This window comes from Cryobacterium sp. Y57 (genome assembly GCF_002929505.1).
In the GTDB taxonomy this organism is placed as follows: Bacteria; Actinomycetota; Actinomycetes; order Actinomycetales; family Microbacteriaceae; genus Cryobacterium.
The window spans coordinates 83905-104884 of the sequence record NZ_PJJL01000069.1; the positions used below are offsets into that span (position 1 = coordinate 83905).

General features: G+C 65.0%; 19 protein-coding genes. 13 read left to right on the top strand and 6 right to left on the bottom strand.

Annotated features, from left to right (window positions below; all coding sequences use genetic code 11):
* The first annotated feature begins 28 nt into the window (after positions 1-28).
* The 3 genes from guaB to CXY72_RS11930 all read left to right on the top strand — a co-directional run bounded on the left by guaB (position 29) and on the right by CXY72_RS11930 (position 4587).
* Positions 29-1531 carry an IMP dehydrogenase gene (gene guaB / locus CXY72_RS11920; protein WP_104127897.1) on the top strand — a complete coding sequence of 501 codons (1503 nt, stop codon included), beginning with the start codon at positions 29-31 and terminating at the stop codon, positions 1529-1531.
* A 95-nt stretch (positions 1532-1626) separates the two neighbouring features.
* Positions 1627-2745, top strand: a complete 1119-nt coding sequence (locus CXY72_RS11925; RefSeq protein WP_104127898.1) for a GuaB3 family IMP dehydrogenase-related protein — start codon at positions 1627-1629, stop codon at positions 2743-2745.
* Positions 2746-2856: 111 nt separating this feature from the next.
* On the top strand, positions 2857-4587 hold the full coding sequence (locus CXY72_RS11930) for a glycerol-3-phosphate dehydrogenase/oxidase (protein ID WP_104127899.1): 1731 nt from the start codon (positions 2857-2859) through the stop codon (positions 4585-4587).
* A gap of 110 nt (positions 4588-4697) precedes the next feature.
* Here the strand turns inward: CXY72_RS11930 and CXY72_RS11935 are convergent, their stop codons facing one another.
* On the bottom strand, positions 4698-5510 hold the full coding sequence (locus CXY72_RS11935) for a hypothetical protein (RefSeq protein ID WP_146071154.1): 813 nt from the start codon (positions 5508-5510) through the stop codon (positions 4698-4700).
* 110 nt (positions 5511-5620) lie between these two features.
* Here CXY72_RS11935 and CXY72_RS11940 point away from each other — a divergent pair, with 110 nt between their 5' ends.
* From CXY72_RS11940 to guaA, 5 genes are read left to right on the top strand one after another with little or no spacing between them, the layout of a single operon-like run.
* Complete coding sequence (locus tag CXY72_RS11940; RefSeq protein ID WP_233193339.1) at positions 5621-6154, top strand: cation:proton antiporter regulatory subunit; 534 nt, start codon at positions 5621-5623, stop codon at positions 6152-6154.
* 3 nt (positions 6155-6157) lie between these two features.
* Positions 6158-7633: a cation:proton antiporter gene (locus CXY72_RS11945; RefSeq protein ID WP_104127901.1), complete on the top strand. Its 1476-nt coding sequence runs from the start codon at positions 6158-6160 to the stop codon at positions 7631-7633.
* A gap of 5 nt (positions 7634-7638) precedes the next feature.
* Complete coding sequence (locus CXY72_RS11950; protein ID WP_104127902.1) at positions 7639-8418, top strand: SURF1 family protein; 780 nt, start codon at positions 7639-7641, stop codon at positions 8416-8418.
* A gap of 9 nt (positions 8419-8427) precedes the next feature.
* Complete coding sequence (locus CXY72_RS11955) at positions 8428-8862, top strand: DUF3817 domain-containing protein (RefSeq protein WP_104127903.1); 435 nt, start codon at positions 8428-8430, stop codon at positions 8860-8862.
* A complete protein-coding gene (guaA, locus tag CXY72_RS11960; protein WP_104127904.1) occupies positions 8859-10478 on the top strand; it encodes a glutamine-hydrolyzing GMP synthase in 1620 nt (539 codons plus the stop codon). The genes CXY72_RS11955 and guaA overlap by 4 nt, the downstream gene beginning before the upstream one ends.
* Before the next feature lie 24 nt (positions 10479-10502).
* On the opposite strand, the gene CXY72_RS11965 is transcribed toward guaA, so the two are convergent.
* The 3 genes from CXY72_RS11965 to CXY72_RS11970 form a co-directional block, all read right to left on the bottom strand.
* Complete coding sequence (locus CXY72_RS11965) at positions 10503-11720, bottom strand: MFS transporter (protein WP_104127905.1); 1218 nt, start codon at positions 11718-11720, stop codon at positions 10503-10505.
* 91 nt (positions 11721-11811) lie between these two features.
* The gene (locus tag CXY72_RS19565; RefSeq protein ID WP_158252553.1) at positions 11812-11964 is read right to left on the bottom strand and encodes a hypothetical protein; all 153 of its coding nucleotides are present in this window, start codon (positions 11962-11964) and stop codon (positions 11812-11814) included.
* Positions 11965-12053: 89 nt separating this feature from the next.
* A complete protein-coding gene (locus tag CXY72_RS11970; RefSeq protein WP_104127906.1) occupies positions 12054-12872 on the bottom strand; it encodes a Bax inhibitor-1/YccA family protein in 819 nt (272 codons plus the stop codon).
* A gap of 220 nt (positions 12873-13092) precedes the next feature.
* Between CXY72_RS11970 and CXY72_RS11975 the strand changes: the two genes are divergently transcribed.
* The 5 genes from CXY72_RS11975 (at position 13093) to CXY72_RS11995 (ending at position 19603) form a co-directional block, all read left to right on the top strand.
* Positions 13093-14103 (top strand): glycerophosphodiester phosphodiesterase family protein, encoded by a 1011-nt coding sequence (locus tag CXY72_RS11975; RefSeq protein WP_104127907.1) that lies wholly within the window; start codon positions 13093-13095, stop codon positions 14101-14103.
* Between the two features lie 42 nt (positions 14104-14145).
* Complete coding sequence (locus CXY72_RS11980; protein ID WP_104127908.1) at positions 14146-16683, top strand: ATP-dependent helicase; 2538 nt, start codon at positions 14146-14148, stop codon at positions 16681-16683.
* A 97-nt stretch (positions 16684-16780) separates the two neighbouring features.
* On the top strand, positions 16781-18205 hold the full coding sequence (locus tag CXY72_RS11985; RefSeq protein ID WP_233197793.1) for a ferric reductase-like transmembrane domain-containing protein: 1425 nt from the start codon (positions 16781-16783) through the stop codon (positions 18203-18205).
* Complete coding sequence (locus CXY72_RS11990; protein ID WP_233197794.1) at positions 18202-18825, top strand: FMN-binding protein; 624 nt, start codon at positions 18202-18204, stop codon at positions 18823-18825. The genes CXY72_RS11985 and CXY72_RS11990 overlap by 4 nt, the downstream gene beginning before the upstream one ends.
* A 10-nt stretch (positions 18826-18835) precedes the next feature.
* On the top strand, positions 18836-19603 hold the full coding sequence (locus CXY72_RS11995) for an FAD:protein FMN transferase (protein WP_370446258.1): 768 nt from the start codon (positions 18836-18838) through the stop codon (positions 19601-19603).
* A gap of 123 nt (positions 19604-19726) precedes the next feature.
* Here CXY72_RS11995 and CXY72_RS12000 read toward each other — a convergent pair whose 3' ends face one another.
* Both CXY72_RS12000 and CXY72_RS12005 read right to left on the bottom strand, forming a co-directional pair.
* Entirely contained in the window at positions 19727-20137 is a 411-nt protein-coding gene (locus CXY72_RS12000; RefSeq protein ID WP_104127910.1) for a DUF3054 domain-containing protein, read from the bottom strand.
* A 60-nt stretch (positions 20138-20197) separates the two neighbouring features.
* A complete protein-coding gene (locus CXY72_RS12005; RefSeq protein ID WP_104127911.1) occupies positions 20198-20908 on the bottom strand; it encodes a VIT family protein in 711 nt (236 codons plus the stop codon).
* Positions 20909-20980 lie beyond the last annotated feature (72 nt).

Consider the following 20980-nt stretch of genomic DNA (forward strand, 5'->3'; position numbering starts at 1 on the left):
CTGTTTTCAGCTATAGGTAAGGGGTTACATGGATCAGCCAGATCCGTTCGGATTCACCGGGCTCACCTACGACGACGTGCTGCTCCTGCCGGGGCACACCGACGTCATTCCCAGCGAAGCGGTAACCAAATCCCGCTTGACCCGACGAATCGACGTGTCGCTGCCGCTGCTCTCCAGCGCCATGGACACGGTCACCGAAACGCGCATGGCGATCGCCATGGCCCGCGAGGGCGGCCTGGGAATTCTGCACCGCAACCTCTCCATCGATGATCAGGCCGAACAGGTCGACCTGGTCAAGCGCAGCGAATCCGGAATGATCACCAACCCGGTCACGACGTCGCCCGACGCCACAGTGGCCGAGGTCGACGCCCTGTGCGGCCAATTCCGCGTGAGCGGGCTGCCCGTCATCGACGGCGGCGGAATTCTGGTCGGCATCATCACCAACCGGGACATGCGCTTCGTGCCATACGCCCGGAAGGCGTCCACCCGGGTGAGCGAGGTCATGACGAGGTCCCCGCTGATCACCGGCAAGGTCGGAATGGCTCCCGAAGACGCCCTGGCGATCTTCGCGAAACACAAGATCGAAAAGCTTCCCCTGATCGACGCCAACGGCAAGCTCACCGGCCTGATCACCGTGAAGGACTTCGACAAGAGCGAGGAATATCCCCTCGCCACCAAGGACGATGCAGGACGCCTCCGCGTCGGCGCGGCCATCGGCTTCTTCGGTGATGCCTGGCAGCGCGCGACCGCACTGCTCGAATCCGGGGTGGACGTGCTCGTGGTAGACACCGCCAACGGTGACAGCGCCGGCGTGCTCGACATCATTCGACGACTGAAGGCCGACAAAGCCTTTGCCGACGTCGATGTGATCGGCGGGAACGTGGCCACCCGGTCCGGTGCCCAGGCGCTCATTGACGCGGGCGCGGACGCGATCAAGGTGGGCGTTGGCCCCGGCTCAATTTGCACCACCCGCATCGTGGCCGGGGTAGGCGTACCCCAGATCACCGCCGTCTACCAGGCCTCGCTGGCCGCACGGGAAACCGGTATTCCAGTCATCGCCGACGGCGGGCTGCAATACTCCGGTGACATCGCCAAGGCTCTCGTGGCCGGCGCTGACACCGTCATGCTCGGTTCTCTGCTCGCCGGCTGCACCGAAAGCCCCGGGGAACTCGTCTTCGTCAACGGCAAGCAGTTCAAGACCTATCGCGGCATGGGATCGCTCGGAGCGCTGCAGACCCGCGGCACGAAGACGTCCTATTCCAAAGACCGTTACTTTCAGAACGACGTTCCCAGTGACGAAAAACTCATTCCCGAAGGCATCGAGGGTCAGGTTCCGTTCCGCGGCCCGCTCGCCGCCGTGGCGTACCAGCTGGTCGGCGGCCTGCGGCAGTCCATGTTCTACGTCGGAGCCCGCACCATCGCCGAGCTCAAGCAAAAAGGCAAGTTCGTGCGTATCACGCCCGCCGGACTCAAGGAATCGCACCCGCACGACGTGCAGATCGTGGTTGAAGCCCCGAACTACCGTCGGTAGGGCTTGTCGGTTCGCCGCTCCTGCTTCTGAATCGGGCAGGGGCGGCGGCGTCCGCTCGAAAAAGGGATGTCGGTCGCTCCGTCTAAACTAGGACCATGGAAATCGAGATCGGCCGTTCCAAGCGCGCACGCCGCGTATACGCCTTTGACGACATCGCGGTGGTGCCCAGTCGGCGCACCCGCGACCCGGAGGACGTGTCGGTTAGCTGGACCATCGATGCGTACCAGTTCGCCATTCCGGTACTCGCCGCGCCAATGGACTCCGTCGTTTCGCCCACCACGGCCATCATGATGGGGCAGCTCGGCGGCGTCGGTGTTCTCGACCTCGAGGGCCTCTGGACCCGGCACGAGAACCCCGAGCCGCTGCTCGCTGAAATTCGTAACCTGCCCGCCGATAAGGCCACAGCACGTATGCAGGAGATGTACTCCGCCCCGATTCAGCCGGCCCTGGTCACTGCCCGGCTCGCGGAGATTCGTGCGGGAGGCGTCACGGTAGCTGGGGCGCTCTCGCCCCAGCGCACCCAGGAACTCTATGAAACCGTCGTTGCCGCTGGCGTCGACCTGTTCGTCATTCGCGGAACCACGGTGTCGGCCGAGCACGTGTCGCAGAACCAGGAACCGCTCAACCTTAAGAAGTTCATTTACGAACTCGATGTACCCGTTATCGTCGGCGGCGCAGCCACCTACACGGCGGCGCTCCATCTCATGCGCACGGGCGCAGCGGGCGTTCTGGTCGGTTTCGGCGGGGGAGCGGCGTCGACCACCCGGGCGACCCTCGGCATCCACGCGCCCATGGCCACTGCCGTAGCGGATGTCGCCGGCGCGCGCCGCGACTACATGGACGAATCCGGCGGGCGCTACGTGCACGTCATCGCCGACGGTGGCCTCGGTGCCTCGGGGGACATCGTCAAGGCCGTCGCCTGCGGCGCTGATGCCGTCATGCTCGGAACCGCGCTGGCCCGGGCGACGGATGCCCCCGGCGGGGGATTCCACTGGGGCGCCGAGGCGCACCACCCACAGCTGCCGCGCGGCAAGCGGGTCGAGGTGGGCACGGTTGCCCCGCTCGAAGAGATTCTGTACGGTCCGGCACCGGTTGCCGATGGCACGGCCAACCTCATTGGCGCATTGCGTCGGTCGATGGCAACCACCGGATATTCCGATCTCAAGGAATTTCAGCGGGTTGAAGTGGTTGTCGCGCCGTACCGAGTGAACTAGCGTCGAAAACAGACGTACTTTTCAGCATTACCCGCAACACTGATGTCGCAGTTGTTTGTCGCACCTCCCCTGACCTCTCGTCTTAAACACTGAGTCTGAACAGGAGTAGTAATGGCCTCTCACAATTCGGTCACGCGGTCCACGAAAATGGGTCCTGAGGAGCGGGTCTCCGCTCTCGCCAAGCTCCGAGAAAAGGAACTCGACATTCTCGTCGTCGGCGGCGGCATCGTCGGCGCCGGCGCCGCACTCGATGCCGTCACCCGCGGTCTGAGCGTGGGCATCCTCGAGGCGCGGGACTGGGCGTCGGGCACCTCGAGCCGGTCGTCCAAGCTCGTGCACGGTGGCATCCGCTACCTGGAGCAACTCGACTTTCGCCTCGTGCGCGAGGCACTCACCGAGCGTGGTCTGCTGCTGCAGCGCATCGCGCCGCATTTGGTGAAGCCGGTCCGGTTTCTCTATCCGCTCAAGAAGCGCTTCACCGAGCGGTTCTATATCGGCGCCGGAATGCTGCTCTACGACATCTTTTCCTATACCGGAGGCCGCCCGCCCGGCGTGCCGCACCACCGCCACCTGTCGAAGAGTCAGGTGCAGAAGCTCATTCCGAGCCTGGCCAACGACGCCCTGATCGGCGGTATCACCTACTACGATGCCCAGGTCGACGACGCCCGTTACGTCTCGTCGCTCGTGCGCACCGCCTCGTTCTATGGTGCCCATGCGGCCAGCCGGGTGCGCGTCGAAGGCTTCATCAAGGTGGGGGAGCGCGTCGTCGGCGTGCGCGCCCACGACCTGCAGACCGACGAACACTTCGAGGTGCGGGCCAAGCAGGTCGTGAACGCGACCGGAGTCTGGACCGACGACACCCAACGCATGGTCGGCGAGCGGGGAACCTTCAAGGTGCGGGCGTCCAAAGGCGTGCACCTCGTGGTACCGCGCGACCGGTTCCAGAGCGCCATGGGCCTGTTGCTGCGCACCGAGAAGAGCGTCTTGTTCGTCATTCCCTGGGGCCGGCACTGGCTCATCGGCACGACCGATACCGACTGGTACCTCGACAAGGCGCATCCCGCCGCGACGGCGGCCGACATCGACTACATCCTCGAGCACATCAATGAGGTTTTGACGGTTCCTCTGACACGGGAAGACGTCGAGGGTGTCTATGCCGGCCTGCGACCGTTGCTGGCCGGTGAGAGCGACCAGACTTCCAAGTTGTCCCGCGAACACCTCGTCGGACACTCCGTTCCCGGCCTGGTTGTGATCGCCGGCGGCAAGTGGACCACCTACCGCATCATGGCCAAGGACGCAGTGGATGCCGCGGTGTCGGCCCTCGATGGCCGCATTCCCGCTTCGGCGACCCAGGACATCCCCCTGCTCGGTGCTGAGGGCTATCAGGCGGCCTGGAATAAGCGCGGCAAGATAGCCAAGGCGTTCGGTGTGCACACGGTGCGGGTGGAACACCTGCTCAACCGCTACGGAACCCTCACCGACGAGCTGCTTGACCTCATTCGCGCCAACCCGGCGCTCGCCGAACCGTTGCCTGGCGCCGACGACTACATCGGTGCCGAGGTCGTCTACGCGGCCTCGCACGAGGGCGCGCTGCACCTTGAAGACGTGCTCGCCCGCCGCACCCGCATCTCGATCGAGGCGTGGGACCGCGGGGTCTCGGCCGCGCCGGTCGCCGCAGCGCTGATGGCGGGCGTGCTCGGCTGGGACCAGGAGCGCATCGACCGCGAGGTCGGCTTCTACCTCACCCGGGTTGCCGCCGAGCGTGCGTCGCAGGAGGAGCCCAACGACGAATCCGCTGACCGGGTGCGCCTCGAGGCCCCCGACATCGTGGTCACCAACTAGCCCGTCCGCGCCCACTTCCGGTGGTCGCGCCCGCTATCGGTCGCCGCGCCACCTCTAGTGGGAGCGCCCACCGGTACCGGGCGCGGTGACGGCGCTAGGACGCGGGTGTGCTAGCGAGTCCGGGGGACGCCGATTCGGGAGAGAAATATTCCGAAGGCCCCGAGGTCGCGCGCGACCGGCCAGTCCCACCGCGAAACGGACGGTCCGCACGCGCGAATTCGATCTTCACGGCGCTTCTCGTTCATCACGATCTCGGCCGTAGTGCGTCCGCTCATGTAGGCCTCCTTGACGTACTTGCCGAGCCCGTCGCACTCGCCGACCTTGTTGATGCCTCGCCAGAAGAAATCGACATAAGCGATGAACCCTGCAGCATCGTCGAAGCGCACCTGCAACTCGGGAGCGGTGAATCCGAGCAGAAACATGTGCGCGCGGCTGATCGACTCCTCGCCGGAATCGGACTGCGTCGACGCGAAGTCCCCGGCGCGGAGTGCTGCGCTTTTGCCATAGCGTCGGCCAGAGCCGGCGAGCGTGTCCATGGCCGACTGCAACTCGTCGCGCGTCACCAGTATCGTCACTGGGCTGCCTCCGGGTGCCATCCTGCGTGGAATGTGAATGGCCTTGTCCATCATTGCGACAGCCTGCGGAAACGGCAGTACGCGTGCCATCGTGACGCCGGTCTGGGCCGCAGACGTGACCAACAGTCCGCCGCGCGCGATAGCGCCGCTCGGCAGGGCGTCCGGGGTGGTGGCGCTATGCCGCACGATTGCGGGCTTGGAACGACCGCCCAACGACTGCGGGACGGTGATGTGGACATCCGTCGGCCAGCTTGTAGGTCGGGGGAACCCCCAGATCGCCGCCGCGGAGTGGTGGGAGAACACCGGTGGATCGGCGCTGACCGCGCCCAGTGCCGCCGGTCGCGCCACCTCTAGCGGGAGCGCCCACCGGCACTGGGCGCGGTGACGCAACAGGCGGCGCGCGGACAGCGAAAGCGGCTCCGGTAGAATAAGAGGACTGCCCCTAGACCTCAGGAGTCATGACAATGGTTGATGTTCGGCGGGTCAAACTTCCCGGCGTGGGTGTTCTGCACACCTTCATCACGGATGACGGCGGCAAGGTCGGCGTCATCGCCCACCGCTCCGGCCACAGCGACCTCATCACCTTCGCCGACGACGAGGGCGGGCCCGACGCGAGCAAGGTGTCGCTTCGGCTCAACGAAGACGAGGCGCACACCCTCGCGGAGTTGCTCGGCGGTACTCAGATCACCGAGTCGCTCAGTGCCCTCGACCAGATTCCCGGCCTCAGTATCGACTGGTTCACCGTCGACTACGAAGACCACATCGCCGGCCAGGCTCTCGGCAACCCGGCCGACCGCGGCATCGCCGGACTCACCGTCGTCGCCGTCGTGCGCGGCGAATCGGCCAATCCGGCCCCCGCTGCCGACTTCAAGGTCTTCCCCGGTGACACCCTGGTCGTCGCGGGCTCGCCCGAAAAAGTCGTCAAGGCCTTCGCGTTCTTCCGTACCGGTGAAGTGAAGGCGAAGACCGTCGACGCTCCACCCGGGGGGTAAGCGATGCACGTGGGCGAAGATCTCCTCGTTCTTGGCACCCTGCTCGTCGTCGCGTATGTTCTTGGCCGCCTGGGCAAACTGATCGGGCTCCCCACCATCCCGATCTACATGATCGTGGGCCTGCTCGCGAGCCCGAACACCGACTTCTTTCCCCTCGACTTTGAGTCCGCAGACATCGAACTCATCGCCGTGTTCGGCCTGATCCTGTTGTTGTTCAGCCTCGGCCTCGAGTTCGACCAGGAGGAATTCTTCGGCAATGCCAAAACCCTGATCATCTCCGGTGGATCCTGGATTCTCATCAACATGGGCGCCGGCTTCATTTTCGGTCTGCTCGTGGGTTGGGGACCGCGCGAAGCCCTCGTCATCGCCGGCATGACCGGCACCTCCTCGAGCGCGATCATCACCAAACTGCTCATCGAACTGCGCCGCCTCGCGAACAAAGAGACACCGATGATCCTTGGCGTGACCGTGGTCGGCGACATTTTCATCGCCATCTACCTGTCGATTGTCTCCGTCGTGCTCAGCGGCAAGACCGAGATCTGGCCGATCGTGCTCCAGCTTTCCATCGCTTTCCTCTTTCTCGTGGCCATGTTCTCGCTCGCCAGGTGGGGCGGCCGAGTGGTGTCCCGCCTCATGCGTACCAAAGACGACGAACTGTTCACTATTTTGTTCTTCGGCCTCGTCGTGTTGTTCGGCGGCATCGGTGAGATCATCGGCGTGACCGACGCGATTGGCGCATTCCTGATCGGCGTCGTGCTCGGAGCGAGCAGTTACCGCGCCCGAATCGAGCGCGTCGCGGTACCGTTGCGCGACATTTTCGCGGCGTTCTTCTTTCTCAACTTCGGCCTCGCCCTCGACGTGGCCCAGTTCGGATCGGTGATCGGCGTGGTGCTCGTAGCCATCGTGATGACCTTCGTCTTGAGCCTGCTGTCGGGAGCACTGCTGGCCTGGCTGCACAAAATGGGGCCACGCGAGGCCCTCAACACCGCCGCGATCTTCGTCAACCGCGGCGAGTTCACATTGATTCTGGCAACGCTCTCCGTCGCGGCCGGGCTCGACCCGCGGTTGCAACCGTTCGCGGGCCTCTACGTTTTGGTCATGGCAATTCTTGGTCCGCTGTTCGCAGCGAATTCCGAGAAGATCGGGTCGGCGCTGCGCGGCCGGGGGCCAGCATCCGTGGTTACTCGTGCGCCGCGTAACCCGATGCTCGACGAAGAGATCGCGCTCGTCGACGCGGCAACGGCCGTTCAGGCAGCGGATGCCGACGTATCCACGCGCCGGGGGTCCAAGCGCGACTCGGCCAATTCCCAAGCGTCGGCCGATACTGTGAACACGGTACGACCTTCGCGTTCGGGCGATTCAGACGCAGATTCTATGGCCGATTTCGCTCTCGGTCAGCACCCTCTAGAACCCGATGACACGGCCGACACACCGGCACGCAAACCCGGGCGAGAAACCCACACAGGTGACTATTCGTGATCAGAATGATGCTGCGCCCCCGCTGGGTGGCCGCACTGCTGCTTGCCCTCGGTGTTGCCGCTGCCTTTGCCCTGCTCGGGCACTGGCAGTTGGAGCGCGCCATCGAGTCCGGCGTCGTAGTGGAGCGAGCCACCGAGCAGGTGAAGCCGCTCGCCGAGGTGGCGCAGCCTGACGGCGGGGTGACACAGATCGCGACCGGCCAGATGGTAGCCACCACGGGCACCTGGGTGGCCGGTGACGAGACCCTCATCACCAGCCGCTTCAACGGCGGTGTCGAAGGGTTCTGGGTCGTCAGCCATTTTCGAACGGATAGCGCAGCCAGCATCGCCGTCGCGCGCGGCTGGGCTGCAGACAAAGCCACGGCCGAGACCGTCATCGCTGAACTTCAGACCGATCCGAAAAACACCCCGGCTACTGTGACCGGGCGTTTTCTCACCGGGGAGGCCCCTGAGCTGCCCGACCCCGAGGGCGATTCGATGGAGCTGACGAAGGTCGCGCCATCCGCTTTGATCAATCTGTGGGCCGATTTCACGGACGAGTCGGTCTATTCGGCCTACATCGTCAGCGCTGACGCCACGGCCGGCCTCGACCTGATTGACTCCCCGATACCCCAAGTCGACCAGTCGTTGAACTGGCTGAACATCTTCTACGCCATCGAGTGGGTCGTCTTCGCTGGGTTCGCTGTGTTCTTCTGGTACCGATTGGTGCGCGATGCCCTGGAACGTGAGCAGGAAGAAGCCGCGCTCGAAGACGTGGCTGCAGGGGCTCCCAGCACGGGCGCATAGAATTGCCCTATGCCACTTGATCCCAAGCCCGCCGACATCTCTCGAATCCCCGGTGCGCTGCGGCTCTACCAGGTGTCGTCCATCATCACCGGTGTTTTTCTGCTGCTGCTCTGCGCCGAGGTCTATGCCAAGTTCGTGCTCGGCTACGAACTCGAGATGAACGGCTCCGAGGGTTTTCTTGCCTTCGTGCCGCGCGACACGGTCGTCGCGATCAACCTCAGCACGATCATTCTGATCGTGCACGGCTGGTTCTACGTGCTGTACCTGTTCGCCGATTTCCGCTTGTGGAGCCTGATGCGCTGGCCGTTGCCACTCTTCGTGCTGATCGCGCTCGGCGGCATCATCCCCACGCTCTCGTTCTTCCTGGAAGGCCCCATGACCCGCCGCGTCAAACGTTCCCTCGCGCAGCTCGAAGCGAAAAAGGCTGCCGAGGTGCGTTCATGAGGGATACCTTCGACACCGCATCGGCGAAGCCGGCCCTCCCAGATTCAGGACTCGATCGCCCCGTTCTCGTGGTCGATTTCGGTGCGCAGTACGCGCAGCTGATCGCACGGCGCGTGCGTGAGGCATCCGTCTATTCGGAGATCGTGCCGCACTGCATCACCGCCGCCGAGGTACTCGCCAAGAACCCGCGCGGAATCGTTCTGAGCGGTGGCCCATCGAGCGTTTACGCCGAGGGGGCACCCACCTTCGACGCCGCGATCTTTGAGCTCGGGGTGCCCGTGCTCGGTATTTGCTACGGCTTCCAGGTGATGGCGACGGCACTCGGCGGTACCGTCGCCCAGACCGGAGCCCGCGAATACGGCTCGACCCCGGTCGTTGTGAGCAACGCCGACAACGTTCTGTTGGCCGACCAGCCCGACAGTCAGACGGTCTGGATGAGCCACGGCGACTCCGTTGCCACCGCGCCTGACGGCTTCACCGTGCTTGCCTCGTCGACGTCGACCCCGGTCGCCGCGTTTGCCAACGACGAGAAGCGGCTCTATGGCGTGCAGTGGCACCCCGAGGTCAAACACTCCGAAAACGGCCAGCACGTGCTCGAAAACTTTCTGCACCGCGCCGCCGGAATCAACCCAGACTGGAACAGCGGCAACGTCATCGCGGAGCAGGTTGCGAAGATTCGCGCCCAGGTCGGCACCGGAAAGGTCATCTGCGGCCTCTCCGGCGGAGTCGATTCCGCCGTGGCCGCAGCCCTCGTGCACAAGGCCATCGGTGACCAGCTGGTGTGCGTCTTCGTCGACCACGGCCTGTTGCGCGAAGACGAGCGCCGCCAGGTCGAGGAGGACTACGTCAAGGCCACCGGCATTCGCCTGGTCACCGTGGATGTGCGCGAGCAGTTCCTCGATGCGCTGAAAGGCGTGAGCGACCCGGAGACCAAGCGCAAGATCATCGGTCGCGAGTTCATCCGCACCTTCGAGCAGGCCCAGGCTGAACTGATCGAAGAGGCCAAGGAAATCGACGGCGACCCGATCCGCTTCCTGGTACAGGGCACCCTCTACCCCGACGTCGTCGAGTCCGGCGGCGGCAGCGGCACCGCCAACATCAAGAGCCACCACAACGTGGGCGGACTGCCCGACGACCTGAAGTTCGAACTGGTCGAACCGCTGCGTACCCTGTTTAAAGACGAGGTGCGCTCAATCGGTGCCGAGCTCGGCCTGCCGGCGGAGATCGTGCAGCGTCAGCCTTTCCCGGGCCCCGGCCTGGGCATTCGCATCGTCGGGTCGATTACCCAGGAACGCCTCGATCTGCTGCGCAAAGCGGATGCGATCGTGCGCTTCGAGTTGACCGCCGCCGGCCTCGACCGTGAGATTTGGCAGTGCCCGGTCGTGCTGCTCGCCGATGTGCGGTCAGTGGGCGTGCAGGGCGACGGACGTACCTATGGGCATCCGATCGTGCTGCGCCCGGTGTCGTCGGAAGACGCCATGACCGCCGACTGGACTCGCCTGCCCTACGATCTGCTGGCCAAGATTTCGAACCGCATCACCAACGAGGTGGACGGGGTCAACCGCGTGGTGCTCGACGTCACGTCGAAGCCGCCGGGAACCATTGAGTGGGAGTGATTCCTGCGTAAGGGACAGGCAGGGCTAGTTGTGCTTTCCGTCGTGAGGAATGACGATGGCCGCCAGTACCGCGCAGCATACGAAGACTCCGCCACCGACGGCGATCGAAAGCGGCAGACTCACCACGGCCAGCAGGCCGCCGAGCGCGGAACCGAGCGCCAGCCCGAGAAGGCTGAGCACGCGGGACGCTGCGTTGACTCGGCCGCGTAGATCGTCGGGGACGAGCCGTTGTCGGAGCGAGGTTGCGCAGATTCCCCATGCCACAGCGTGGAGGATATAGACCGCCAGAATCGCGGCGGCGATGGCACCACTCGTGCTGATGGAGAGCGCGAACAGTGACACGGCACCCGTGACGAGGCTTGCGATGATCGTGCCGCGGTAGCCGATGCGGCCTATCGCGCGTGGTGTGGCGAACGATGCGACGAGCCCACCGAGTGCGGAAACGGCGAGGATCACCCCGTAGCCCAAGCCATCGAGGTGAAGCCGCTCCGCAGCGAACAGAACGAGGATCGAGAAGGGGAGCATATAGCCCACGCTCGCGAGGGCACCGATTAGTGCGAGCCCGCCAACCGTGCGGTTGCCGGCCAGCCACCGGGCACCCTGCATGGCCTCGTGGACGGCGGGCTGGCGTCGTATCAGCGAGCTTCCACTGCGCACCTCGAGCCCGTGCACCTCGAGCCCGTGCACCGGCAGCGCCAGTGCGAGAAGCCCGGCCGCAGCCCACAGCCCGCCCATAAGGTATAGGGGAGCCGCGGCCGCGACGGCGAACAACAGTCCGCCGAGCGGGGGGCCCGCGAACTCATCGGCAACCAGCTGTGCCGCCGAGATACGGCCATTCGCACGATCCAGCTGCTCGACCGGCACAACCCCGGGCAGCAGAGAAACGGATGCGTTATCCGCCGCGCTCTCCAGCGTTCCGACCACCGCAAACACGGCATAGAGCAGCGGCAAGTTTCCAAGCTCCAGGTGCACACAGACGGCCAAAGCGATCACGACGAGTCCCCTGATGAGGTTGGCGCCGATCAGCAGCGTGCGCCGATCGACCCGGTCGACCCAGACCCCGATGGGCAGCGCTACCAGAAGTCGAACCAAGGCGTAGGTCGTCGCCAGCCCTGCGACCAGTCGCGGATCATCGGTGAGTGATGCGGCCAGGAGCGGCATCGAGATGAACGCAACCCCGTCAGCGAGATTAGAGGAGACGCTCGATGTCCACAGCGCTCGAAAGGGGAGACCGAGCGACATGACTCCGAGTTTAGGACAGGCGAACGCGATGACGGCGTCGCTGCTGGCCGACGGCGCTCTCCTCGTCGGCAGATCAGTCCTCGCCGGCAGATCAGTCCTTGGGGGCCTTGAGGTAGCGCCGGATAGCGATGATGACCACCCAGGCGAGGCCGAGGAGCACGATGGCGCTGCCGATATAGCCGAACACGGCGTTCATGCCGTTTGCTTCGAGCGGGAGCAGCGCATGCAGGTCAGTAAAACTCATTGCTTCAGCCAACCACATTTTGGTGTGCCGCGGGAACGAAAAAAGCGCCCTCGCTCCGGGGAACGAGGACGCTTTATCGAGGGGTACTGCTACTCGCGACTGAGGGCGAAAATGCGCAGCAGCTCGACGTAGAGCCAGACGACGGTCATCATGATGCCGAAGGCGCCGGTCCAGCCGTACTTGCGCGGAAGGCGGTTATTGACGCCCTTCTGGATGAAATCAAAGTCGAGTACGAGAGAGTACGCGGCCATGAGCACGGCGAGAATTCCGATAATGATGCCGAGCTTGATGTCGAAGCCCAGAATGTTGATGCTCTGACTGCGGAGGCCGAAGGCCTGGTCGCTGCCACCGAAGATCATCAGGCCGACGTTGATCAGCGAGAAGGCGGCATAGCCGATCATGGCGATCAGGAAGACCTTGGTGGCCTTCTTCGAGGCCCGGATTTTGCCGCTCTTGAAGAGGGCCAGTGTCACACCGACCACCACGAGGGTGGCCAGCACAGCCTGTAGCACAACGCCGGGCCACTGGATCTCAAAGACGCGCGAGATGCCACCGACGAACAGGCCCTGCGCCGCGGCGAAGGCCAGGATCAGCGGAGCCGACGGCTCTTTCTTGAAGGTGTTGACCAGGCCGAGTACGAAGCCGGCGATGGCTCCCAGAATGAAGAGGAAGGGAAGCACCGGCGTGGCGACCCAGGAGATCATTGCCGCCACGAGCAGCAGCGCAAAACCGAGACCGGTCTTGGTGATGGTGTCTTCATAGGTCATGCGCTCGGTGTCTTGCGAACCAGCAGACGGCCGGTTGTACATCGACTGCAGATCGTTGTCCGAGAGGGCCTGCGACGACGCCACTGCGCCGCGAGGGCCGAACGCCTCGTTGCGGGAGAAAGCGGGGTTGGAGGATGCCATGTGTTGCTGTACTCACAATCAGGTGGGGGAGTAACGGGTGCGCGCGGGCGGACCAACACGCAGCGCCTAGTGCGGCACTTCATTAAAGGTACCCGAGAGCGCATTCGAATGTGCTGGGGATCAGCCGATTTGCAGTATTCCGGGCGGCACGCGAATGCGTTCCGCTCGCAGCGGATCTTCCCCTCAGCATCCGTTCCGGCGGCGCGGTTAGCCTGAAACCATGCAAGCGATCGTCATTGGACACCGCGGGGCGAGCGGCCACCGGCCAGAACACACCCGTGCCGCCTTCGATCTTGCCTTCGCGCTCGGCGCCGACGCCGTCGAACCCGACCTGGTGGCAACTCGCGACGGCGTGCTCGTGATCCGCCACGAAAACGAGATCTCCGGCACAACGGATGTCGCCACCCGCACCGAATTCGCCGCTCGCCGCACCGAGAAGCGCGTCGACGGCAAGCTGGTCACCGGCTGGTTCACCGAGGACTTCACCTGGGCCGAACTGAGCACCCTGCGTGCACGCGAAAGGCTGCCGAGGTTGCGGCAGAACAACGCTACCTTCGACGGTCAGCAGCCGATTCTGCGACTGCGCGACCTGTTCGACCTCGTCGATGCCGCGGCCGAGCGGACCGACCGGGTGCTCGGCATCGTCGCTGAAATCAAGCACGCCAACTATTTTGCGGGGCTCGACCTGCCCCTTTCCGAACTGTTCGCCGCCGAGGTCTCCGCGGCCGGCTGGAATACCGACCGGCTCACCGTGGAAAGCTTCGAACCGAGCGTGCTCGCCCAGGTGCGGGCCGAAGGGGTGCGCGGCACACGCATCTTCCTGCTCGAAGACCGGGGGCACCCGGCTGACCAGGTCGCCGAGTACGGCGCCGGCGCGCTCAGCTACGCCGACCACCTCACGCCAGATGGGCTTGCGAACCTCGCCGCCGGGCCTGAAAGTATCGACGGCATCAGCGTTGTGAAATCGCTCATTCTCGAAACGGATGAAGGGGGTGATGTTGTCGGGGCATCCGCTCTGGTCGATGATGCCCACAAAGCAGGGCTGGAGATTTACTGCTGGACTCTGCGGCCAGAGAATAAGTTTCTGGCGAAAACGTTCCAGCGCGGTATTCGCCGGGCGGACTTCGGCTATTGGCAGGCGGAGTTTCGCGTCATCCTCGATTCGGGCGTCGACGGTGTGTTCGCTGACCACCCCGATCTGGCCGTGCACGTGCGCGACGGGTTGCGCTGACCCGGCCTCATGTCAGGGGCCTCGCCTACACTGGAAACCGACATGACCACACCTCTGAACGCGGAATCCGCGCCCGCTACCACCGGCCGCTCGGCCACGCCGATCATTCTCGATTCCAACGGGTACGCGGGCACGGGGCAAAGCGCACAGAGCCCATTGCTCGATGGGCTTAATCCGCAGCAGAAAGAGGCGGTCGAATACCGCGGCCAGGCGCTGCTCATCATCGCCGGCGCCGGTTCGGGCAAGACCAGTGTGCTCACCCGTCGAGTCGCAAGCCTGCTCGAAACCCGCGATGCCTGGCCGAGCCAGATTCTGGCGATCACCTTCACCAACAAGGCCGCCGCCGAAATGCGCGAACGCGTGCACGCCATCCTCGGTCAGGCCTCCGACGGAATGTGGATCAGCACCTTCCACTCCTCCTGCGTGCGCATCCTGCGCCGCGAAGCCGAGAAGATCGGCCTTGCCCGCACGTTCAGCATTTACGACTCGGCCGACACCAAGGTCACCCTCAAGCGCATCATCAAGGCTCTCGACGCCGACACCTACGGGTTCACGCCCGGCTCGGCCGGCGCCAAGATCTCCAAGCTCAAGAATGAGCTCGCCGACGCGGATTCCTACGCCCGCAATGCGAACATGAGCGACCCGCAGGAAGTCATGTTCGTCGAGATTTTTCGACAGTATTCGGCCCGGCTGCGCGCCGCGAGTGCGCTCGACTTCGACGATCTCATCGGCGAGACTGTGTACCTGTTCCGCGCATTCCCCAAGGTGGCCGCCCTCTATCGGCGTAGGTTCCGGCACCTGTTGGTCGACGAATACCAGGACACCAACCACGCCCAGTACGCCCTCGTGCACGAGCTCACCCGGCCGGTCACCGCCGAGCTCGCCCAGGAGATGGAAGACGATGGCGTACACGTGCGCAACCTGCGTGACGCCACCGGCGCCATCCCCGGAGCGTCGCTGACCGTGGTCGGCGACTCCGACCAGTCGATCTACGCCTTCCGCGGCGCAGACACCCGCAACATCAGTGGTTTCGAACGGGACTACCCGGGCGCGAAGGTGATTCTGCTCGAGCAGAACTACCGGTCCACACAGAATATTCTCTCCGCAGCGAATGCGGTGATCGGCCACAACTTCGACCGCACCGACAAGAAGCTGTGGAGCGCGGGCGGCGACGGCGAGAAGATCGTCGGTTTTACCGCTTATTCCGGGCACGACGAAGCCCAGTTCGTCTCCGACGAGATCCAGGTGCTGCACGGCGCCGGCATGGCCTACCGCGACATGGCGGTGTTTTATCGCACCAACGCGCAGACCCGAGCGCTCGAAGAGATTTTGGTGCGCTCGGCCACACCGTACCGGGTGGTCGGCGGCACCAAGTTCTACGAGCGAGCCGAGATCAAGGATGCCCTGGCCTACCTCATCGCCGTCGCCAACCCGGTCGACGAACTCGCCCTCCGCCGCATCCTGAACACCCCCAAGCGCGGCATCGGCCCGGCCACCGAGACCGGGCTGTCGAGCTTCGCCGACGACAACGACCTCACGTTTCGGCAGGCCATGCGCAACTCCGCCGCGCTCGGCCTCGGCCCCAAGGTGACCGGGGCCATCCTGAAACTGGCCGAACTGCTCGATGCCGCAGCGCTCATGCTCGTGCCGACCTCGGTCACCGATGACGGTGTGCCGGTCGGCGGCTCCAACGTGTCCGACGTGTTGGAGTTTCTGCTGAGCGGCAGCGGGCTGCTCGCCGTACTGCGAAACAGCCGCGACCCGCAAGACGAGGTTCGGGCCGAGAACATCGAAGAGCTCGTGGCCCAGACCAAGGACTTCAACAAGGAAAACCCCGACGGCGGCCTGGTCGACTTTCTCACGCAGGTGTCACTCGTGGCGGCCGCCGACGACCTCGACGACGCCTCGGGAACGGTGTCGCTGATGACCCTGCACACCGCGAAGGGCCTCGAATATGAGGCCGTGTTCCTCACCGGGGTCGAGGAAGGGCTGCTGCCGCACCAGATGTCGGCGAACGAGCCCGGCGGTCCGGCCGAGGAACGTCGCCTGTTCTACGTCGGCATCACCCGGGCGCGCAAACGGCTTTACCTCTCGCTCGCTATGACCCGGGCACAGTTCGGTGACATCAACGTGGCCATGCCGAGCCGGTACCTGCAGGAGATTCCGGCCGAGCTGATCGACTGGAAGCAATCGCCGGGCATGGCCAACTCTCGCGGGGGGACCCAGCCGCGTGCTCTCAACGCGCGCCGCGACGGTGGCTTCGGCGGTTTTGGTAATTCGTTGAACGGCAGTTCGAGCGACGGCTACGGCGGGCGCAGCGGTTACGGCAACAGCGCGAAGCAGGGTGGGCTGCCGCCGGGCAAGCCCAAGACCGAGTGGGCCAACAAGATCACCGGAACGGTGCGCGACAACGGCGGCCTCGAGCTGGAAGCGGGCGACCGCATCCGTCACCACGACTTCGGCGAAGGCCGGGTCAACCAGGTCACCGGTGAGGGCACCAAGCGCATCGCGCACGTGCAATTCGACACAGCGGGTGCCAAAAAGCTGTTGATCAAGATCGCCCCGATCGAAAAGATCTAGCGTGCTTGTTGCGGCAGTGCTCGACGCATTGGTAACACACAGACTGTTCACAGGCTCTCGATAGCTGTTCGAGGGGCGCCCGCCCGATGCTCTATTCATGAGCCTTGACACGCGCAAAACTCGAGTCGGCACCGCGCCTGCAAACACCCCACGGGTGACCTCGCCGCACCCCGCGTACCAGAAGCGGATGCGCCTCGCTGACAGCCTGCAGATTCTCTGTATTGCCTCGGTCGCCATCGTCATCGCCATCTTTCTCGCCGACGGGGGAGCAGCCAAGTTCGGCACGCCCGCCGACGCGTTTACGTCCCTGGGAATCATCGCGGGCCTGGTCGGAACCGACCTGCTGCTCATCATGCTCGTGCTGGCCGCTCGGCTGCCCCCGATCGACCGCGCCTTCGGGCATGACCAGGCGATGGCCGTGCATCAGTCGCTCGGCAAGCCGGCCCTCTACCTCATCCTCGGTCACGCTGCGCTGCTCATCACCGGCTACTCGCTCGCCGAAAACGTCAACGTGGTCGTCGAAACCTGGAACATGTTCACGACCCTGCCCGACATGCCGCTCGCTTTTCTCGGCCTCGCGCTCATGATCGGTGTCGTCATCACCTCGCTCGTGGTGGTGCGCCGCAAGTTTCGCTACGAGGCCTGGCACGCTGTGCATCTGCTCGCCTATTTCTCGGTGCTCGTGGCTATCCCGCACCAGTTGAGCGTCGGTGGTCTGCTCAGGGACGGTGCCATCGCACGGTATTACTGGCTCGCCCTGTACGCGGCGGTGGCCGGCTCCATCATCGTGTTCCGATTTTTGCTGCCGGTCATCCGGTCGTTGCGCCACCGCCTGGTCGTAGACCGGGTGGACGCGGTCGCTCCGGGCGTCGCCTCGATCACACTGACCGGCCGCAAGCTGGACAGGCTCAGGGCGACCTCCGGACAGTTCTTCGTCTGGCGGTTCTGGGCCGATGGGCTCTGGTGGCAGGCGCATCCGTTCTCGCTGTCGTCAGCGCCGAGTGCGCGCGGACTGCGCATCACGGTTCGCGGCCTGGGCGATGCTTCGAAGCAGCTTCCCCACGTGAAACGCGGCACTCGGGTCAGCTTCGAAGGTCCATATGGCCTGTTCACCGAGAACGCTCGAACTTTGCTCCGGGTCGTGCTGATCGCCGCAGGCATCGGCGTCGCCCCCATTCGGTCGCTGCTGGAAACGGTGTCGTTCGCGCCCGGCAACGCCACCGTGCTGCTCCGCTCGCACAGCCTCGGCGATACCTACCTGGTCGATGAACTCACCGACCTGTGCCGGCGGCGCGGCGCCGAGCTGCGCATCATCGCCGGCAAACGTCCCAAGGGAGTCAGTACCTGGCTTCCAGCAGATGCCGTCAGTGCCGGGATCTCCCTGAGCACGATCGTGCCCGAGCTGGAAAGCTCAGACATCTATATCTGCGGTCCCCGACCCTGGACCGACGCCGTCGTGCGCGACGCCCGCTCCGCGGGGGTGCCCAAAAAGCAGATCCACTACGAAAGGTTTGACTGGTGAGAGCACGCGCGGTAGCTCTGGCCACCCTGGCCTCTGTTTCGATCGTCGGTATCGGGTGGCAGTTGGGTTCCTCGGCGATTGAGGCCTCGCAGAGCCTGACCGCGTCCAGCGGCGGCACCGCCATGGCCGCAACCGTGACCGCCACAACGGATGCCGCGGCGCGCGCCGCCGCCGCCGCCAAGGGCGCCGCCGATGTCGCCGCCGCCGCCAAAGCTCAGGCCGACACCGCGAACACCGCCGCGTCCGCCCAAGCTGCAGCGGATGCCGCGGCGGCCAATGCTGCTGCTGCCGCCCAAGCCGCCGCGACGGCCGCTGCCGCAACAGCGGCCCAGGCGGCAGCGCAGTCAGGCACCTTCACCGGCGCGGTGGTGCAGACCCAATACGGCAACATGCAGGTGTCGGTGACCATCGCCAACGGCGCGATCACCGAAGTCCTCCCGCTGCAGCTGACCAACCGTGGCGGTCGGTCGGTCGGCATCAGTAATCAGGCCGCGCCGATTCTGCGCTCCGAGGTGCTCACCGCGCAGTCAGCGAAGGTGCAGAACGTCAGCGGTGCCACGTACACGAGCGAGGGCTACCTGCGGTCGCTGCAATCGGCGCTCGATACGGCCGGATTCTAGGGCGGCGACTGTGGTCGGGGACTACGAGGGGATGCCGGCGCGCACCTTTGCAACGATGGGGACGGTCGTGAGCCTGCGCCTGGGTGATTTCGCCGCAGCTGTTGATTGCGCTGCCGTTGAAGCGGTCGAGACGGTCTTTCGTCGCTGGGACGAGCGGTTCAGCCTGTACCGGGAGGACTCGGAACTGAGTCGGATCGCGCGCGGGGACATCCGTTTGACCGAGGCGAGCAAGAGTCTGCGTACCTGCTACGCCCTCGCGTTGGACTGGCGTGAACGCACCCAGGGCGTGTTCACGCCACATCGTGCCGATGGCGTCATCGACCTCTCGGGCGTGGTCAAAGCGCTCGCCATCGCCGAAGCCGGAGCCGTCCTGACGGTGAGCAGCCCGGCCAATTGGTCGATCAACGCTGGCGGTGATGTCCTGGTCGGTGGGAATGCCGGGCACCCCGAATGGGTCGTGGCAATCGTCGATCCGGGCAATCGGAGTGAGGTGATTGCGAACGTGCCGCTGGGGTATCTGCTTCGGGCCGTGGCCACGTCGGGCAGCGCGGAACGCGGCGAACACATTTGGACGGCCCTGAACGGTGAACCGTCGCCGTTTCGACAGGTGAGTGTGTTCGCGGCCGATATCGTCACTGCTGACGTGCTCGCGACGGCGATCGTGGCCGGCGGAGAGTCGACGCTGAATGAGATGACCGAGCGCTTCGCCGTCGACGCACTCGCGGTGCTGCGCGACGGTCAGTTGCTCGTAACTCCGGGACTGAGGCGGACCGCATAGGCGATTCTTCGTGGTGGACAGCGTGGTGGACAGTTGGTCCGTGGCGTCTGGTCGTCTGGTGACGCGACGGTTCTGTTGCTGTGAATCGACCGCGCTCGCGTGCGGGAGGGGCTGATCCTGAACTCAGGCCGCGGCGGGCATCCGCTGGCGGCCTCGGCGGAGCAGGAGCGCGGCGATGGCCCGCCAGCCGAGCAGGAACACGCCGAGCACGATAGTCGTGACGATCGCGAAACTGAGTTGAACGCCCTGGCCGCTGGCGAGGCGCAGCAGCAGGCCACCCGCTACGGTGGCAATCCAAATGCCGACGCCGATCCAGACGATACGGCGCGGGTGTCGCCAAGCGCGCAGCAGGAGCCAGCCGATAATCAGGGCGCCGAGGAACGGCCAATAGGTCACGCCGAGTCCGGCCAGACTCTCGCCGTGACTCAATCGGCCGATCGCCGCGAAAGCCAGCACGAGGGCCGCGTCAAAAACGCCCGCCGTACTGATCGATGATCGCGATGTGGGGCCAGCTCCGATGCGCAGTGTTGCCATATTTTCAGCCTATCCACCCGGTCGGTCCGGAACCCGGAGTTGGCTGTGAGCTCAGCTCGATCAGACGCTGCCGCCGATGAGGGCGCCGATCACATAAGTCACGGCGAGGGCGAGGATTCCGCCGATGACGATGCGGGCGATGGCCCGCGGTTTGGGGCTGTTACCGAGGTGGGCGCTGAGCCAGCCGGTGATGACCAGGGCGATCAGGACCGCGACGAACGTGGCACCGATACGGTATTCAGCCGGCGGCAGCAGCACGGCGAGCAGGGGGAGCGCAGCGCCGACGGTGAAGGCGATGGCGGATGCGTAGGCCGCATGCCAGGGGTTCGACACGTCTTGTTCGGTGATGTGCAACTCAACCTCGAGGTGGGCTGCGAGGGCGTCATGCTGGGTGAGCTCGACCGCGACCTGCCGGGCGGTCTCGGATGAGAGTCCCTTGGCTTCGTAGAAGCCAGCCAATTCGGCGAGCTCCTCCTCGGGCTCGTTCTCGAGTTCCCAGGTTTCCTTGGCGATGAGGGCGCGTTCGGAGTCGCGTTGGCTGCTCACCGACACGTACTCGCCCAAGGCCATCGAAATGGCGCCGGCGAGCAGGCTCGCAACCCCGGCGATGAGGATGACGTGGGAGTCGGTGGTGGCGGCGGCAACACCGACGACGAGGGCGGCGACAGAGACAATGCCATCGTTCGCGCCCAGAACACCGGCGCGCAGCCAGTTCAGCCGGGAAGCGAGGCCGGCGGCGTGCGGTTCGACCGCTTGAGCAAGATCAGGCATAGTACAAGATAAGCACCGAGCGGGGGCGTCGTCCAGCAAGGTGTGGCTAGCCTTCGCGGTCGTGTTTTGTGG